Below are 15,265 nucleotides of genomic sequence, written 5' to 3' on the forward strand. Positions count from 1 at the left end.
CTCCGTCTAACATAAAATTTGGATGGATTGATACGGGAAGGGCATCACGGGGGCATGGTCGGAGCACCGCCGGGAGGGCGCCGTTGTTCACGCTCACCCAACTGACCAGCTTTGTGGCGGTCGCGGAGGAACTGCACTTCACGCGTGCCGCCGCGCGGCTGAAGATGACCCAGCCGCCCCTCAGCCGACAGATCCAGCTGCTGGAGAACGAGCTGCGGGTCCAGCTCCTGGACCGCACGAACCGGTCGGTCCGGCTGACCCCCGCGGGCCGTGCCTTCCTGACCGAGGCCCGCCGGATCCTGCGCCAGTCCGAGGACGCGGCCCTCGCCGTCCGGCAGGTCTCGGTGGGGGAGGCGGGGACGATCGCCATCGGGTTCACCGCGGCCAGCGCCCACTCGATGCTGGGCGCCCTGCTGGAGGCCACCCGCGAGGCCGTGCCCCGGGCGGAGATCGTGCTGCGGGAGATGGTCACCCGCGACCAGTTGGAGGCCCTCACGGAGCACCGCCTGGACCTGGGCCTCGGCCGGCCCTCGGTGACCGGCCCCGACCTGACGTCCCGGCCGGCCGGGAGGGAGGGGCTGCTCGCCGCGCTGCCCCTGGGGCACGCGCTGACGGAGCGCCCGGGGCCGCTGAGCGTCGCCGACTTCGACGGACAGCGGTTGCTGATGTACTCGCCCACCGAGGCCCGTTACTTCAACGAGCTGCTGATCAGCATCTTCAACGCCGCCCGGGTCGCGCCCGTCTTCTCCCAGTACCTGAGCCAGGTCCACAGCATCCTGGCCCTGGTCAGTTGCGGCCTCGGGGCGGCCCTGGTCCCGGAGGCCACGGCGCGGCTGCGCTACGCCGACATCGTCTTCAAGCCGGTGGAGCTGCCGATGCCCGAACCCGTGGAACTCAGCCTGGTCTGGCGGAAGAACAACGACAACCCGGTGCTGGGCACACTGCTGGAGCACCTGAGCCGGACGTGGGGGGAGTCCTGACCGGCGCGTCGGCCGAAGTCAGCGACGGCCGTCGGGCATGTGTGACAGGAAGCCGGCCCACGCGCCAGGAGCGAGGGCGAGCCGCGGACCCTGCGGCACCTTGGAGTCGCGTACGTGGACCGTCCCGGTCCGGCCCGTGGCGTGTATGGACAGGGCCACTTCGACGCAGTCGCCGTCGCCACCGCTGCTGTAACTGCTCTTGAACCAAGCCAGTTCCGACGTGCTCACAGTTCCCCTCGCATGCGCCTCAGCAGGCTCCAGGAGTCATCCAGGGACAGGGCCTGCGAGCGCATCCTGGCATACCGCATTTGAAGGACGCTGACCTCCCTCGGCGCGGAGGTGAACAGGCCGCCTCGCTGCCCCTCGCAGTACCCGAACCACATGTGCGTCGGGTGCTCCAGCAACTGGATCGGCCCGTCCAGCCCCGCGTGGGCCTCCCGCACCAGAGGCATGATCTGCACCTCCACGTTGCGCAGTTCGGCGATCTCCAGGATGTGGTCGATCAGCCCTCGTGTCACCTCCGCGCCGCCCGTGCGCCGCAGCAGTGTGTGCTCCTCCAGGATGAAGCTGAACGCCGTGTTCGGCCGGTCCCGCAGCAGTCGCTGCCGTTCCGCGCGCGCCGCCCACTGGGCCTCGATCTGCTCGTCGCCCAGGAGGGGCAGTTGGTTCACGAAGAGCGTGCGCGCGTAGGGCTCCGTCTGCAAGAGGCCCGGGATCAGGCGGCATTCGTACGTGTACAGGTTCACCGCCTCTGTCTCCAGCAGCGCCCACTGCCGGAACCAGCTCGCCAGCCCCGGCTGCCGCGACAGATGCTTTGCCGCTCCCCGCAGCGCGCCGAACGCGTCCAGCACCTCCTCACGTCGCTTGTCCATCGCTACCACTCGTACGGTGACGCTTTGTACGGGTGGCCGATCTGTCGCGTCCCTGGGCGGAGCGCATGGTTTCGGCCAGGTCGGCCGGCTGCTCGCGGCCGCTCGATCGCTCTCCCGGATTGAGCCGGGCCCTCGAACCTCACGCAAACCCCTCATCGGAAATTCCGCTTCCACGCCGACGGCAGTCTTTCGGGATGGTGAATCCTTTGGTGTTGTCGCAGTCGCGCTTATGCTCGTCGCCGACGGCATCCGATCTGGCTCGATCTCGACTGCGGGCACGCCTTGTGTCGCCTTGACAATGGCCCGGCCGCACCCCGCCATCGTTCCGGTATCCGCCGCATGCGCGTTACGTCGCCGACATATGTCCAGGTGGCACGGTTGACGCCCGGTTTCCGGTGGAGTTCGGCTCGACTTCTGCTGCAATTCCAGTGAATCGCCTGTGTGATGTGTGACACGCACTATTGGCATCGGGCAGCTGTGTACTCCCGCTATGTCGACGGTGATAATTGAGCGCAGCCTTCGGTTTGCCGAGATAAGGGTGGCAAAATGACGCAACTACACCTTCCGGACGGCGTCGGCGTAACGGCTCTGATGGCCGCATATGCCCGTGCCCAGGAAATGCGGCGGGAAGCGCCGCTGTTCGTGGACGAGCTGGCGGCACAATTCGTGGGCGATGCCCTGGGAATATCCACGCGGGACGGCTCGGAGTTGCCCAGACTCGGGCCGGCCCGGGACGACGGGTCGTCGGATCTGTGGAACAGCCTCGGCGGCTCCTTCGTGGCCAGGACTCCCTTCTACGACAGGTACCTCCAGGAGCGCGTGGCCGCCGGGTGCCGGCAGATCGTCCAGCTCGGGGCGGGACTCGACGCCCGGGCCTTCCGGCTGCCCCTCGGTTCCGACGTGGCGATGTACGAGTTGGACACCCCCGCGGTGCTGGACTACAAGGACGGCGTCCTGGCCCGCCACGGAGCCGAGCCGGTCGTCAAGCGGGTCCCGGTCGGCGTCGATCTGCGGGAGGACTGGGTCGCCGCGCTGCGTGTCGCGGGGTTCTGCCCGGACCAGCCCACCGCCTGGATGGCCGAGGGACTGTTCATGTACTTCACCGCGGAGGAGGCGAACGGCCTGCTCAGGGACATCACCGCCGCGTCCGCCCCCGGCAGCGCCCTGGGGGGTGAGTACCTGAGCCGGCGCACCCGGATCGACGACGTCGCCGCGGCCGACGAGGACGAGCGGGCCCTGATCGAGCTGAGCGTGGCCTCCGACCGGGGCGGCCCCGGGGTGACCCCGGACATCTGGCTGAAGTCCCACGGCTGGCGGGGCGAGTACCACCAACTGGTGGACGAACTGGCCGCCGTGGGCCGCCCCGTCCCGCCGCTGTGGGATGTCGAGAAGCCCGATCCACTGCGCGTCTGGCTCTTCACCGCGACCCTCGCCTCCGCCTGACGACCGGTGACAAAGGCTCGGCACCGGCGACGGGTGCCGAGCCGTTTTTCCTGCCCGCACGCGTGTCCGCACGCCCCGGGCTGGGGACGGAGGACGGGGGACGTTGTGTCGTACGGTAATCCCATCACTCAGGATGTCGTCGGGGAGGTCCAGTGATACGCGTTCTCTTCGCCGAGGACGAGCACTTGATACGGGGCGCGCTCATCGAGCTGTTACGGGGCGAACTGGACATGCGTGTCGTCGCCGACACCGGCGAGGGCCGCCAGGTGTTGCCGCTCGCTCTGGAGCACCGGCCCGACGTGGCCGTGCTGGATGTGAACCTGCCGGACCGTAACGGGATCGAGGTCGCGGCGCTGCTGCACGAACACGTACCGCGGTGCCGCACTCTCCTGCTGACGAGTCTGGGCCAGCCGGCCACGGTGCGCCAGGCCATGGAACACCATGTCGGCGGCTATCTGATGAAAGACGCCGCACCCGGCGAACTGGCCTCGGCCATCAGGAGGGTGGCCTCCGGCGGGCGGGTCATCGACCCCGAGCTGATGCTCGCGGTCTGGGAGACCAACACCAATCCCCTCACCCCCCGTGAGACGGAGATCCTCACCTGGGCGGCGAAGGGGTACGCGGTACGGGACATCGCCAGAGCGGTGTCCCTCTCCACCGGCACGGTCCGCAACTACCTCAGCAGTTGTGTCACCAAGCTCGGAGCGCGCAGCCGGCTGGACGCGGTGCGCCTGGCGCGCGAGGCGGGCTGGCTGCCACCGTTGGACAGGGCCCCGCAGCCAGGCGGTTGACGCCGGCCGACGGGCCCCGCCCTGTGTCCTGCTCGCCGCCTTACTCGCCGTCCTGCTCGCCGGTGGCGGCGACGATGGTGCGGTAGGGGGCGCAGCGGGTGAGTTCGGGACCGGACACCAGCCCGGGAAGGGCCTGCATCTCCCGGCCGAGCGCCGCCCGGTCCGTGTCCGTCTCGAAGAACTCGTCGTAGCTCGCCTCGTCCTTCCAGTCGGCCGTCAGCACGACCCGCGTGCCGTCGGTGCTGAGGTGGACGGTGGCGGAGATGAAGCCCGTGCGGTGCCGCACCCAGCCCTCGGCGCCCTTGAGGAAGAGGTCCGCCACGGTGCGCTGGGTCTCGGGGCCGTCCACCCGCGTGGTGACGACGGCCGTGAAGCCCGCCTCGGTCCGGGTGGTCATCACGCCTCCCGGGCTTCGGCGGCCAGCCGGGTCAGCTGGGCGGACAGCGACTCCATCGGCATCCCGGCGCTCAGCGCCCACTGGCGGTCCACCACGACCGTGGGCACCCCCATGACGCCCATGCGCATGGCCAGTTGCTGGTCCCGCGCCACCTCGTCGGCGAACTCGTCACCGGAGAGGACCTCTCGCGCGCGCTCCGGGTCGAGACCGGTCTTCTCTGCCATCTCCACGAGCGCGTCGTGGTCGGCGATCGGCAGCCCCTCCGTCCAGTAGGCGGAGTAGAAGCGCCGCGCGATCTCGGTCTGCCGGTCCGGGGCCTCGGCCCCGGCCAGGTGGATCAGCCGGTGGGCGTCGACGGTGTTGCCCGGACGCGCCTTGTCCGCGTGGAAGGGCAGGCCGTCGGACTTGGCGATGGCCCCGATCATCTCCATGGCCGCCCGGCCCGCCTCACGGCTGCCGTTGAAGCGCGCCAGGTAGTCGTACAGATCGCCCTTGGGGCGCGCCTCGGCGGGCCGGGGGTCGAGTTCGAAGCTGCGCCAGCGCAGCTTGAAGACATCGGGGTCGGGCTGCTGGGCGACCGCGTTGATCACTCGGAGGGTGCCGTAGTAGCAGTGCGCGCAGACGAAGTCGGACCACAGGTCGAGGTCGATCGTCCGGGTCTTGGACGTGTCGTTGCTGACGGACTGAGAGCTCATGATTCGACCGTAAACTCCATGGCTAACTATGAGAAAGGGCCTACCTGAAGGTAAGCTCAGTGCATGCTGAATAGTTCTCAGCTCACGGCGGGCAAGCCGCGAGACCCGTGTGACGCATTCAACAGTGACTGTCCCGGCCGGGAGGTGCTCAACCATCTCACCAGCCGCTGGGGCCTGTTGGTCCTCGTGGCGCTCCGGGACGGACCCCTGCGCTTCTACGAACTGCGCACGCTCATAGACGGCATCAGCGAGAAGATGCTGGCGCAGACCCTGCGCACGCTCGTACGGGACGGACTGCTCTCCCGGGAGGTGCTGCCCACCGTGCCGCCGAGCGTGCGCTACGAACTGACGCCGCTGGGGGAGGGCGCGGCGCTGCCGCTGGAGGCGATGCTCGCCTGGGTGCGGCAGAACGCGCTCACGGTGTTCGCCGCGCAGGAGGAACACGACCGCCGCACCACCGCCGGGCCGTGAGGCCACGGCCGGGCGGGGTGCGGTGACCGGCGTGGGCGAGGCATACACCTGACGACCCGTCACAAGCGCGGGCCTCACCCCGCCACGCCCGACTGCTCCAGCGCCGCCGCGCAGTCCTCCAGGATGGCCAGCCGCCCCTCCACCGTGGCCGCGGCGGCCGAGACCATGACGCCCAGCGTGGTCACCCCCGCCGCGGCGTACTCGGCCAGCCGCGCCGCGATCCGGGGCACGGGCCCGATGAGCGCCGTCCGGTCGATGAGGTCGAGCGGCAGCGCCGCCGCGGCCCCCACCCGGTCGCCGGCGGCCAGCCGCGCCCGCAGTTCGTCGGCCGCGTCCCCGTACCCCATGCGGCGGGCCATCGCGCAGTAGATGTTCCGCTCGGCGTCACCGATGCCCAGCAGGTACACATACTGGCCGCGCAGCTGGTCCGCGGCCGTGGCGGGGTCCGGACCGACTGCCGTGGGCAGGCTGGGCAGCACGTCGAAGCCGGCCAGGTCCTTCCCCGCCCGCTTCCGTCCCTCGCCGATCGCCTCGACGGCGTCGGCGACCGCGTCCGGCGACGTGAACACCCCGATCCAGCCGTCGGCGATCTCCCCGGCGAGCCGGAGGTTGCGCGGCCCGACCGCCGCCAGGTAGACGGGCAGGTCCGGACGGAAACCCTCGGTGAGCAGGTGCACCGGCGCCGGGCCGCCGACCCGGTAGTGCCGCCCCTCGTACTCCACCGGACCGCCGGCCAGGGCCCGCCGGACGATCTCCACGTACTCCCTGGTGCGTTCCAGCGGCCGGTCGGACCCGGCCCCGTACCAGCCCGCGGCCACATCGGGGTTGGAGACACCGAGGCCGAGACCGAACCGGCCGCCGCTCAGCGAGTCGAGCGTCGCGGCGGTCAGCGCGGCGAGCCCCGGCGGCCGGGCCGGGATCTGCATCACACCGGAGATCAGCGCCATGCGCCGGGTCTGCCCGGCGACCAGCCCCAGCAGGCTGGCGGCGTCCGAGCGGTACCCCTCGGGGGCGAGGGCCGCCGCGTAGCCGAGCCGTTCCGCGGCGCGGGCGAGCTCCGACGCGCCCTGGTGAGTGAGGTTGACTGCGAGACGCATGGCGCCGGACTCCCTGGGTCGGTGGGATCAGAGCAGGTGCGAGCCGCCGTCGACCAGGACGACCTGGCCGGTGGTGTACGTCGACTCCAGCAGCAGGGCGACGGTCCTGGCGACGTCCTCGGGGACCCCGACCCGGCGCAGCGGCGCGTTCTCCCGCACGTACTGGGCGATCGGCGCGAAGAACGGGTCGTCCGCCGTCCACGGGGTCTCGATCAGGCTGGGGGCCACGGCGTTCACCCGCACGTCGGGGCCCACCGCCTTGGCGAGCAGCCGCGTCATGTGGTCGATCGCCGCCTTGCTCACCGCGTATGGGATCGAGCTCCCGGCCGGGCGGGTGCCCGCGATGGAGGAGATGTTGACGACGGCGCCCCGCCCCGTGGCGGCCAGGTGCGGCATGGCGGCCACCGTGGTCTGCCAGGTGCCGATGACGTTGAGGCCGAGGATGTCGCGCCACACGTCGGGCGTCGCCGCCGTGAGGTCCTTGTGCGGTATGGCCTTCGTACGGCCCGCCGAGTTCACCAGCACGTCGAGCCGGCCGAACCGCTCCACCACCGCCGCGACCAGGGCCTCGGCCTGCTCCTGGTCCGCCACGTCGGCCCGGACGTAGTGGCCGTCGGGCAGCGAGGCCGCCACCTTCTCGCCCGCCTCGACCGAGCGCGAGGAGTTCACCGCGACCCGGTAGCCGCTGTCCCCGAGCCGCCGCGCGATCGCCTCCCCGATCCCGGAGGAGGAGCCGGTCACCAGCGCCACGGGGGCGTCCGCCGTGTCCTGGGGCATCAGTAGTTCCCCAGTCCGCCGCAGACGTTGAGCGCCTGGGCGGTGACACCCGCGGCGTCCTCGCCGATCAGGTACTCGACCATGGCCGCCACCTCGCGCGGCTCCACGTAGCGCCCCATCGGCACGCGCGCGGTGATGCGGTCGAAGGCGTCCTGCTCGCTGACGTTCCAGATGCCGGCGTAGTGCTCCCGCACCCGCTCCGCCATGGGCGTCTCCACGAAGCCCGGGCAGACGGCGTTGACCGTGATGCCGGTACGGGCCAGCTCCAGGCCGAGGGCCTTGGTGAAGCCGACGACGCCGTGCTTGGAGGCGGAGTACGGCGCGGCGTGCACCACGCCCTGCTTGCCGCCCGTGGACGCGATGTTGATGATGCGTCCGCTCTCCCGCTCCGTCATCCGGCCCGTGGTCAGGACCTCCTTCGTCATCAGGAAGACGCTGGTGAGGTTGACGGTGATGACGTCGTTCCACAGCTCGTCGGGGATCTGCGCGGTGGCCCCGCCGCCGCTGCGGCCCGCGTTGTTCACCAGAATGTCCACCGGCCCGTACCGCTCCACGGCGGTGGAGACGTAACCGTGGATCTGCGCGGGGTCGGCGACGTCGCACACGACGCCGTCGGCCTCGTGGCCTTCCTCGCTCAACTGCTTGACGGTGGCCGTCAGCCGCGCCTCGTCCCGGGCGCAGAGAAAGACGCGGTTGCCCTTGGCCGCCAGCCGCCTGGCGATCTCCAGGCCGATGCCGCTGGTCGCTCCGGACACCAGGGCCAGCGGGGGTGCGGTCGCGGTCATGAGTAACATCCTCCGTGGTGTGAGGGTCGGTCGCCTCGGCAGAGGTTCCCGGGCACCGGTCGAGCCCTGCTGGAGACTCCGTGCAGCCGGGGTCTCCCCGGCCGCCGGTCACCGGTTCGGGCGGATCCCGAGCGCGCCGGACGACCATGGGCCCTCGCCCGTCCCAGGCCGAGAGAAAGCGATGAGCGGATGACCGCGAACAAAACCGTGACCACGGACCTTTACTTAAGGGTGCAGCAGTTCTACGCCCGCCAGATGCACGCGCAGGACAGCGGACGCCATGACGATTACGCGGACACCTTCACCGAGGACGGCGTCTTCGCGTTCGGGCCGGGCCTGGAGCCGGCCGTCGGCCGGGAGACGATACGTGCCCTGCTCACCGACAACTCCGTGGTGGGCGGCGACGATCCGGTACAGGTGCGCCACTGGTTCAACCAGCTCGTCCTCGAGCCGCGGGACGACGGGGCGTTCGACTCCAGGTTCTACGCTTTGGTGGTGAACACCCGGCCGGGCTCCACCCCGGAGTTCGTCACCAGCGCCTTCGTGCACGATGTCCTGCTCATCGACGACGACGGGATACTGATGCGCTCGCGCAACCTCTCGCCGGACCACCTGGCCTGAGGGGCCCCGCGGCCACCGTCGCGATGGCCGCGACCGTCCGAGCCCGCCACCACACGCCGCTCAAGCGGGCCTCCATCCGCTCAGCCGACGATGGGTCAGATCCAGGATGTCGAGGAGGAGGCCCGTATGACTGTGGAACTCGGGACGCGCGAGTCGCGGCTCCAGGAGGTCGCCGACGGCGTGTTCGCCTGTGTGCGGCCGGACGGCGGCTGGTGTCTGAACAACTCCGGCCTGATCGTCTCCGGCGGGCAGTCGGCCCTGGTGGACACCGCGGCCACCGAGTCCCGGGCCAGGAGCCTGCGGGACGCGGTGCTCGGTGTCGCCGGGGCCCCGCCGCGTACGGTGGTCAACACCCACTCCCATGGCGACCACACCTTCGGGAACTTCGTCTTCCCGGAAGCCACGGTGGTGGCACACGAGGGCGCACGCGCGGAGATGGCCGCGATCGGACTGAACCTGACCACCCTGTGGCCCGAGGTGACCTGGGGCGCGGTCGAGGTCGTCCTGCCCCACGTCACCTTCGCCGACCGGCTGACGCTGCACGTCGGTGACACCGTGGCGGAGCTGATACACCTCGGCCCCGCGCACACCAGGGGCGACACGGTCGTATGGCTGCCGGAGCAGCGGGTCCTGTTCACGGGCGACCTGCTGATGTCCGGGGTGACCCCCTTCTGCCCCATGGGGTCGGTGGCCGGTTCGCTGAGCGCCTTCGCCGCGCTGCGCGCGCTCGGTGCCCTGACGGTCGTCACCGGCCACGGCCCGGTCGCCGGGCCGGAGGTGATCGACGCCGCGGCGGGCTACCTGACGCTGATTCAGCGCCTCGCGCGGGAGGGGGCGGCGGCCGGGCTCAGCCCGCTTGAGGCCGCCCGGGCCGCCGACCTGGGTCCGTACGCCGAGTGGATCGACGCCGAGCGGCTGGTGCCCAACCTGCACCGGGCGTACGGCGAGGAACGGGGCCAGGCCGTCGGCGACCCCGCCCAGATGCCCCTCCTCTTCGGCGAGATGGCCGAGTTCCACGGCGGGCTCCCGGCCTGTCACGCCTGAACCCCCCGCCCGGCCAGGCCGTCCCAGGCCCGGAAGTTTCCCCCTTGGTACAGCACGGGCCGACGGGGAAGCACCCGGGCCGCCTCCATCCGGCCGATGAGCAGCTGGTGGTCCCCGGCCTCCACCGCGCGCAGCAGCGTGCACTCGGCGTACGCCAGCACACCGCTGCCGAGGATCGGCACCCCGCGCACCGCCTCGCCCGGGAGCCAGTCCAGCCCCGCGAACTTGTCCTGGGACCGGCCCGCGAAGACCCGGGCGATCTCCTCGCCGTCGTCCGCCAGCAGGTGCACCGCGAACGCGCGCCGCAGCAGCAGCGAGGGGAGCGTCCGGGAGTTGCGGTCCGCGCACACCAGCAGCAGCGGCGGGTCCGGGCTGATCGCCGAGAACGCGTTGCAGGTGAAACCGCGGGGCTCGCCGTCACGGCCGGTCGTGGTCACCACCGCCACGGCGGTGGGTATCGAGCCGAAGAATTCCCTGAACGTCTCAGGGGCCACCGTCGTCATGCCGCCTCCGTGGCTGCCGATCCCGGCCGGTCCTGTCCGGTCCGGTGCGGGCAGCCTGGCAGCGGGCGATGGAGGTGCGGTCGAGGTGTGCTCGTGCCGGTCGGCGGAGGGCCGCCGTGTTCACCGGGCTGTCGGCGCCGGTGGCGCACAGGGCCACGGGACGCCCGGGACCCGAGCCGGGCTCCGCGCCCCGCGGCCCGGACCGGCACCGTGCGGGGCCCCCGAGGACGCCGCGGCCCGGTTCACCCCGCCCGGGGCGCGTAGTCGTCCCGGCGTGGCGTCTCCTTGCACGACGTGCCGGGACCGGCAAGCGGGATGGGGACCGCCGTGCGGGCCGGCGCCCGCTGTGGCGAGACCACGGTCAGTTCGAACATGCCGGTCGGGGTGCACCGCGCTGTACACGTGCCACCAGTGCTCGCGGCCCGCGAGGCGAGATTGGCCAGCCCGTGTCCGTGCGTCGCCTCCACCGGCCCCGGCGGCAGCTCCGCCCCGTCGTTGACGACGGACAGGACGTACTCGTTCTGTCTGCGGTAGACCAGGAAGCAGCAGGCCCGGGCCTCGCTGTGCCGGAGGATGTTGGTGACCGACTCGCGCACGGCCACCGCGAAGACCGTCTCGGTCTCGCCCGGCGGTACCCGGGTGGCCTCGTGCACCGTCACGGACACGCCCACGCCGCCCAGCAGGGCCCGCGCGTGGTCCAGTTCACCGATCAGGGAGAAGTCCCCGAAGCTGTGCGCCAGCGACCGCAGGTCGGACAGCGCGCCCCGGGTCAGCTTCAGCACCCCGCGCAGTTCGGAGCGCGCCCGCTCGTCCTCGCTGCCGATGTGCCGGGAGGCCAGCTCCCCGCGCAGGACGGCGAACGTCAGCCGGGCCGCCAGCAGGTCGTGCATGTCGCGGCCGATGCGCATCCGTTCCTCCTGGAGCGCCTTGCGTATCGCGCTGGCCTCGGCCCTGTGGACCGACGCCAGCCGGCAGGTCGTCCGGATCAGCGTCGCCACCCCCACCCCGACGGCGATGGTGACCAGCACTGACAAGGTTGTCTCCACGTACGACAGTCCGCCGTACCGGCAGGCCGCCCAGTCGCACACCGCCACCATGGCGAGTCCGGCCACTCCCTTGCGGTCACGCAGGACGGCCAGGACCGAGCCGGCGGCGAACCCGCCGAGACCGTGCCACTCGAGGTTGACGAGGAGCGGGGGCAGATACGTCAGCGCCGTCTGGAGCGTGAGCGTACAGATCACGTACGGGCGGTGGATCCGGCGGGCGGCGGGAGCGCTGTGCAGGCTCTGCAGGAGCAGCAGGGCCGCGAGCGTTCCCAGCGCCACCAGCAACAGCCGAAGGTCCCCGCGCGCCGTTCCCATCTCCTGGTTGAGCGCGGACAGCGCCACACCGCACTGCAGTCCCGAGATGACCAGCACCGCTGTCCAAGACAGGGGCGCATCCTCGAATAACTTGCCCATACCTTCCCCCACGCCGACAACTGCCCCATCATCGTGGAAAACCGCACGCGTGTTTGTGGATGCCCCGTATCCGGGAGGTAAATACTGCGCCCGCCTTCCAGGTGTCCCGGCCGCGGCCGACGAGGCCGGCACACTCCCCTCATGCTGAGCCCCATTCCGGTCCGAGCCAGGCTCTAGCGGATCCCCTGAGGGTTGCCCGTGTCAAGTACGTCAGGGGTGAGGAAGGGGCTCGTGGACCATGCCTAGCAGCGCAGGAGCCGGGCGGTGACCCGGCGGGTGGTGATCACGGGGATCGGTGTGCGGACACCGGGCGGTTCCGGGACGAAGGAGTTCTGGGACCTGCTGACGGCGGGCCGTACGGCCACCCGCGCCATCTCGTTCTTCGACGCGTCGCCCTTCCGGTCCCGCGTCGCGGGCGAGGCGGACTTCGACGGCCGGGCGGAGGGGCTGAGCCCGCGCCAGTTGAGGCGGATGGACCGGGCGACCCAGTTCGCGGTGGCGTGCACCAAGGACGCGGTCGCGGACAGCGGCCTGGACTTCGGCTCGCTCGACCCGCACCGGATCGGGGTGTCCCTGGGCAGCGCGGTGGCCTCCGCCACCAGCCTGGAGAACGAGTACCTGGTCATGTCGGACGCCGGCAGGGAATGGCTGGTCGACCCGGCACACCTGTCCCCGTACATGTTCGACTACCTCAGTCCCGGGGTGATGCCCGCGGAGATCGCCTGGGAGGTCGGCGCGGAAGGCCCGGTCACCATGGTCTCCGACGGCTGCACCTCGGGTCTCGACGCGGTCGGGTACGGCGTCCAGCTCGTCCGCGAGGGCAGCGCGGACACGGTGGTGGCCGGGGCCGCCGACACACCGGTGTCCCCGATCGTCGTCGCCTGCTTCGACGCGATCAAGGCGACCACGACCTTCAACGACTCGCCCGACAGCGCGTCCCGTCCCTTCGACGGCACCCGCAACGGCTTCGTGCTGGCGGAGGGCGCGGCGATGTTCGTCCTGGAGGAGTACGAGGCGGCGCGGGCCCGCGGGGCGAGCATCTACGCCGAGGTGGGCGGCTACGCCACGCGCAGCAACGCCTACCACATGACCGGCCTCAAGAAGGACGGCCGCGAGATGGCCGAGGCCATCCGGTCCGCCCTCGACGAGGCCCGGCTCGACCGCACCGCCGTCGACTACGTCAACGCGCACGGCTCGGGGACCAAGCAGAACGACCGGCACGAGACGGCGGCGTTCAAGCGGAGCCTCGGCAGTTACGCCTACGACGTCCCGGTCAGCTCCATCAAGTCGATGGTGGGTCATTCGCTGGGCGCGATCGGCGCCATCGAGATCGCCGCTTCCGTCCTGGCCATCCGGCACGACGTGGTGCCGCCCACGGCCAACCTGCACACCGCCGACCCCGAGTGCGACCTGGACTACGTCCCGCTGACGGCCCGTGAGCGGCGCGTGGACACGGTCCTGACCGTCGGCAGCGGATTCGGCGGGTTCCAGAGCGCCATGGTGCTGCACGAGCCGGAGGTGGCCACCGCATGAGTTCCCCCACGACACCCGGCACGACCCGGCCCGTCCCGGAACCGGGCACCGCCGCGGGCACGAGCGCCGCCCCGGCGGCCCGGCCCGGCCGTACCGTCGTCACCGGCATCGGCGTCGTCGCGCCGTGCGGGCTCGGCGCGGAGGCGTACTGGAAGGCGCTGCTCGCCGGCGAGAGCGGCATCACCGAACTCAGCCGGTTCGACACGTCCGGCTACCCCGCCACGCTCGCCGGCGAGATCCGCGACTTCGACGCCCGGGAACACCTGCCGAGCCGGCTGCTGCCCCAGACCGACGTCTCCACGCGCTACGCCGTCGTCGCGGCGGACTGGGCGCTCGCGGACGCCGGGGTGGCCCAGGAGGCCGGGGAGACGGGGGAGGCGGGGCTCGCCGACTACGACATGGGCGTGGTCACCTCCACCGCGCAGGGCGGATTCGACTTCACCCACCGGGAGTTCCGCAAACTGTGGGACGAGGGGCCCGAGTACGTCAGCGTCTACGAGTCCTTCGCCTGGTTCTACGCGGTCAACACCGGTCAGATCTCGATCCGCAACAAGATGCGCGGTCCGAGCGCGGCCCTCGTCGGCGAGCAGGCGGGCGGCCTGGACGCCGTCGGCCACGCCCGCCGCACCGTCCGGCGCGGCACCCCGCTGGTGGTCAGCGGCGGAGTCGACTCGGCCTTCGACCCCTGGGGCTACTCCGCCCAGCTGGCCGGCGGACGGGTCACCACCGCCACCGACCCCGCGCGGGCCTACCTGCCCTTCGACCGCGCCGCGAGCGGGCACGTCCCCGGTGAGGGCGGCGCGATCCTCGTCGTGGAGGACGCCGACTCCGCCCGGGAGCGCGGCGCCAGGACCGTCTACGGCGAGATCGCCGGCTACGCGGCGACCTTCGACCCGCCGCCCGGCAGCGAACGGCCGCCCGGCCTGCGGCGCGCCGCCGAACTGGCCCTGGCCGACGCCGGTCTCGAGCCGGCCGACATCGGGATCGTCTACGCGGACGCCGCCGGCGTACCGGAGCTGGACCGGGCCGAGGCCGAGGCGCTGCGCGGCCTGTTCGGCGCGTACGGCGTCCCGGTGACCGCGCCCAAGACGCTCACCGGCCGGATGTACGCGGGCGGCGGCCCGGCCGATCTGGCGGCCGCCCTGTTCACCCTGCGGGACGGTGTCGCCCCGGCCACCGCGCACACCACCGACGTACCGGACGACTACGGCCTCGACCTGGTCGTGGGCGAGCCGCGGCCCGTGCGCGAGCGGGCCGCGCTGGTCCTGGCCCGTGGCCGGCACGGGTTCAACTCGGCGATCGTCGTCACCGCCCCCTGACACCCGGCGGGACGGCCCCGGTCCACCCGGGCGAGTCCCGGAGGGCCACCGGCCCCCACGCACCTGCCACCCCCACATGACGAGGAGAACGACACCCATGGCACAGATGACCCTGGAAGAACTGCGCGACACGCTCGTCGCGTGCGCCGGTGAGGGCGACGCCGTCGACCTGAGCGGCGACATCCTCGACGTGCCCTTCGAGGAACTGGGCTACGACTCGCTGGCGCTGATGGAGAGCGCGGCCAGGATCGAGCGCGCCTACGGCATCAGCCTGCCCGAGGAGGCCACGTCGGAGGCGGACACGCCGAGGGCGCTGCTGGACCTCGTGAACGGCATCACCGCCTCGGCCGTCTGACGGACGGCCCGCCCGCGACCCGGCGTCCTCGACCGGCGACGACGACGCCGGGCGCGGCCCGTCGGCACGCGACGCCGCCCCACCTGTCCGCGCGACCTCTCAGTCCCTGGAAACCGTTGGGA

General features: G+C 71.7%; 17 protein-coding genes and 1 pseudogene. 9 read left to right on the plus strand and 9 right to left on the minus strand.

Annotation, left to right across the window (positions count from 1 at the left end):
* The first annotated feature begins 83 nt into the window (after window positions 1–83).
* Window positions 84–980 (plus strand): LysR substrate-binding domain-containing protein, encoded by an 897-nt coding sequence (locus ACU6P3_RS26570; RefSeq protein WP_447194421.1) that lies wholly within the window; start codon window positions 84–86, stop codon window positions 978–980.
* A gap of 18 nt (window positions 981–998) precedes the next feature.
* On the opposite strand, the gene ACU6P3_RS26575 is transcribed toward ACU6P3_RS26570, so the two are convergent.
* Window positions 999–1,208 carry a DUF397 domain-containing protein gene (locus tag ACU6P3_RS26575; protein ID WP_447194422.1) on the minus strand — a complete coding sequence of 70 codons (210 nt, stop codon included), beginning with the start codon at window positions 1,206–1,208 and terminating at the stop codon, window positions 999–1,001.
* A pseudogene (locus tag ACU6P3_RS26580) lies at window positions 1,205–1,846 on the minus strand (DUF5753 domain-containing protein); the annotation flags it as partial. The pseudogene ACU6P3_RS26580 and the gene ACU6P3_RS26575, both read right to left, overlap by 4 nt.
* Before the next feature lie 552 nt (window positions 1,847–2,398).
* Here ACU6P3_RS26580 and ACU6P3_RS26585 point away from each other — a divergent pair.
* Both ACU6P3_RS26585 and ACU6P3_RS26590 read left to right on the plus strand, forming a co-directional pair.
* On the plus strand, window positions 2,399–3,295 hold the full coding sequence (locus ACU6P3_RS26585; protein ID WP_447194423.1) for an SAM-dependent methyltransferase: 897 nt from the start codon (window positions 2,399–2,401) through the stop codon (window positions 3,293–3,295).
* A gap of 152 nt (window positions 3,296–3,447) precedes the next feature.
* Window positions 3,448–4,086: a response regulator transcription factor gene (locus ACU6P3_RS26590; RefSeq protein ID WP_030744973.1), complete on the plus strand. Its 639-nt coding sequence runs from the start codon at window positions 3,448–3,450 to the stop codon at window positions 4,084–4,086.
* A 40-nt stretch (window positions 4,087–4,126) separates the two neighbouring features.
* Here the strand turns inward: ACU6P3_RS26590 and ACU6P3_RS26595 are convergent, their stop codons facing one another.
* Window positions 4,127–4,483 carry an antibiotic biosynthesis monooxygenase gene (locus ACU6P3_RS26595; protein WP_447194424.1) on the minus strand — a complete coding sequence of 119 codons (357 nt, stop codon included), beginning with the start codon at window positions 4,481–4,483 and terminating at the stop codon, window positions 4,127–4,129.
* Window positions 4,483–5,178, minus strand: coding sequence for a DsbA family oxidoreductase (locus ACU6P3_RS26600; protein WP_447194425.1), 696 nt, complete (start codon window positions 5,176–5,178; stop codon window positions 4,483–4,485). The genes ACU6P3_RS26595 and ACU6P3_RS26600 overlap by 1 nt, the downstream gene beginning before the upstream one ends.
* Before the next feature lie 63 nt (window positions 5,179–5,241).
* Here ACU6P3_RS26600 and ACU6P3_RS26605 point away from each other — a divergent pair, with 63 nt between their 5' ends.
* Window positions 5,242–5,649 (plus strand): winged helix-turn-helix transcriptional regulator, encoded by a 408-nt coding sequence (locus tag ACU6P3_RS26605; RefSeq protein ID WP_030744967.1) that lies wholly within the window; start codon window positions 5,242–5,244, stop codon window positions 5,647–5,649.
* 74 nt (window positions 5,650–5,723) lie between these two features.
* On the opposite strand, the gene ACU6P3_RS26610 is transcribed toward ACU6P3_RS26605, so the two are convergent.
* From ACU6P3_RS26610 to ACU6P3_RS26620, 3 genes are read right to left on the minus strand one after another with little or no spacing between them, the layout of a single operon-like run.
* A complete protein-coding gene (locus ACU6P3_RS26610) occupies window positions 5,724–6,746 on the minus strand; it encodes an LLM class flavin-dependent oxidoreductase (RefSeq protein WP_447194426.1) in 1,023 nt (340 codons plus the stop codon).
* Window positions 6,747–6,773: 27 nt separating this feature from the next.
* Window positions 6,774–7,523, minus strand: coding sequence for an SDR family NAD(P)-dependent oxidoreductase (locus tag ACU6P3_RS26615; RefSeq protein WP_447194427.1), 750 nt, complete (start codon window positions 7,521–7,523; stop codon window positions 6,774–6,776).
* Window positions 7,523–8,308 carry an SDR family NAD(P)-dependent oxidoreductase gene (locus tag ACU6P3_RS26620; protein WP_030744961.1) on the minus strand — a complete coding sequence of 262 codons (786 nt, stop codon included), beginning with the start codon at window positions 8,306–8,308 and terminating at the stop codon, window positions 7,523–7,525. Before ACU6P3_RS26620 ends, ACU6P3_RS26615 begins: the two co-directional genes overlap by 1 nt.
* A 189-nt stretch (window positions 8,309–8,497) precedes the next feature.
* Here ACU6P3_RS26620 and ACU6P3_RS26625 point away from each other — a divergent pair, with 189 nt between their 5' ends.
* Both ACU6P3_RS26625 and ACU6P3_RS26630 read left to right on the plus strand, forming a co-directional pair.
* On the plus strand, window positions 8,498–8,929 hold the full coding sequence (locus tag ACU6P3_RS26625; protein ID WP_447194428.1) for a nuclear transport factor 2 family protein: 432 nt from the start codon (window positions 8,498–8,500) through the stop codon (window positions 8,927–8,929).
* A gap of 126 nt (window positions 8,930–9,055) precedes the next feature.
* Window positions 9,056–9,973, plus strand: coding sequence for an MBL fold metallo-hydrolase (locus tag ACU6P3_RS26630; protein ID WP_447194429.1), 918 nt, complete (start codon window positions 9,056–9,058; stop codon window positions 9,971–9,973).
* On the opposite strand, the gene ACU6P3_RS26635 is transcribed toward ACU6P3_RS26630, so the two are convergent.
* Window positions 9,964–10,476: a flavin reductase family protein gene (locus tag ACU6P3_RS26635; protein WP_447194430.1), complete on the minus strand. Its 513-nt coding sequence runs from the start codon at window positions 10,474–10,476 to the stop codon at window positions 9,964–9,966. The genes ACU6P3_RS26630 and ACU6P3_RS26635 overlap by 10 nt on opposite strands.
* Window positions 10,477–10,718: 242 nt before the next feature.
* Entirely contained in the window at window positions 10,719–11,894 is a 1,176-nt protein-coding gene (locus ACU6P3_RS26640) for a sensor histidine kinase (RefSeq protein ID WP_447194431.1), read from the minus strand.
* 306 nt (window positions 11,895–12,200) lie between these two features.
* Between ACU6P3_RS26640 and ACU6P3_RS26645 the strand changes: the two genes are divergently transcribed.
* The 3 genes from ACU6P3_RS26645 to ACU6P3_RS26655 all read left to right on the plus strand — a co-directional run bounded on the left by ACU6P3_RS26645 (window position 12,201) and on the right by ACU6P3_RS26655 (window position 15,143).
* Window positions 12,201–13,469: a beta-ketoacyl-[acyl-carrier-protein] synthase family protein gene (locus ACU6P3_RS26645; protein WP_344280916.1), complete on the plus strand. Its 1,269-nt coding sequence runs from the start codon at window positions 12,201–12,203 to the stop codon at window positions 13,467–13,469.
* On the plus strand, window positions 13,466–14,788 hold the full coding sequence (locus tag ACU6P3_RS26650; RefSeq protein WP_447194432.1) for a ketosynthase chain-length factor: 1,323 nt from the start codon (window positions 13,466–13,468) through the stop codon (window positions 14,786–14,788). Before ACU6P3_RS26645 ends, ACU6P3_RS26650 begins: the two co-directional genes overlap by 4 nt.
* A gap of 97 nt (window positions 14,789–14,885) precedes the next feature.
* The gene (locus ACU6P3_RS26655) at window positions 14,886–15,143 is read left to right on the plus strand and encodes an acyl carrier protein (protein WP_030744947.1); all 258 of its coding nucleotides are present in this window, start codon (window positions 14,886–14,888) and stop codon (window positions 15,141–15,143) included.
* The last annotated feature ends 122 nt before the right edge of the window (window positions 15,144–15,265 follow it).

The organism is Streptomyces hebeiensis, assembly GCF_052983195.1.

Coding starts and splice junctions, on each gene's coding strand:
- ACU6P3_RS26620 (WP_030744961.1), bottom strand. CDS start 8,308: ATGACCGCGACCGCACCCCCGCTGGCCCTGGTGTCCGGAGCGACCAGC.
- ACU6P3_RS26635 (WP_447194430.1), bottom strand. CDS start 10,476: ATGACGACGGTGGCCCCTGAGACGTTCAGGGAATTCTTCGGCTCGATA.
- ACU6P3_RS26630 (WP_447194429.1), top strand. CDS start 9,056: ATGACTGTGGAACTCGGGACGCGCGAGTCGCGGCTCCAGGAGGTCGCC.
- ACU6P3_RS26600 (WP_447194425.1), bottom strand. CDS start 5,178: ATGAGCTCTCAGTCCGTCAGCAACGACACGTCCAAGACCCGGACGATC.
- ACU6P3_RS26595 (WP_447194424.1), bottom strand. CDS start 4,483: ATGACCACCCGGACCGAGGCGGGCTTCACGGCCGTCGTCACCACGCGG.
- ACU6P3_RS26605 (WP_030744967.1), top strand. CDS start 5,242: ATGCTGAATAGTTCTCAGCTCACGGCGGGCAAGCCGCGAGACCCGTGT.
- ACU6P3_RS26625 (WP_447194428.1), top strand. CDS start 8,498: ATGACCGCGAACAAAACCGTGACCACGGACCTTTACTTAAGGGTGCAG.
- ACU6P3_RS26655 (WP_030744947.1), top strand. CDS start 14,886: ATGGCACAGATGACCCTGGAAGAACTGCGCGACACGCTCGTCGCGTGC.
- ACU6P3_RS26650 (WP_447194432.1), top strand. CDS start 13,466: ATGAGTTCCCCCACGACACCCGGCACGACCCGGCCCGTCCCGGAACCG.
- ACU6P3_RS26585 (WP_447194423.1), top strand. CDS start 2,399: ATGACGCAACTACACCTTCCGGACGGCGTCGGCGTAACGGCTCTGATG.
- ACU6P3_RS26610 (WP_447194426.1), bottom strand. CDS start 6,746: ATGCGTCTCGCAGTCAACCTCACTCACCAGGGCGCGTCGGAGCTCGCC.
- ACU6P3_RS26615 (WP_447194427.1), bottom strand. CDS start 7,523: ATGCCCCAGGACACGGCGGACGCCCCCGTGGCGCTGGTGACCGGCTCC.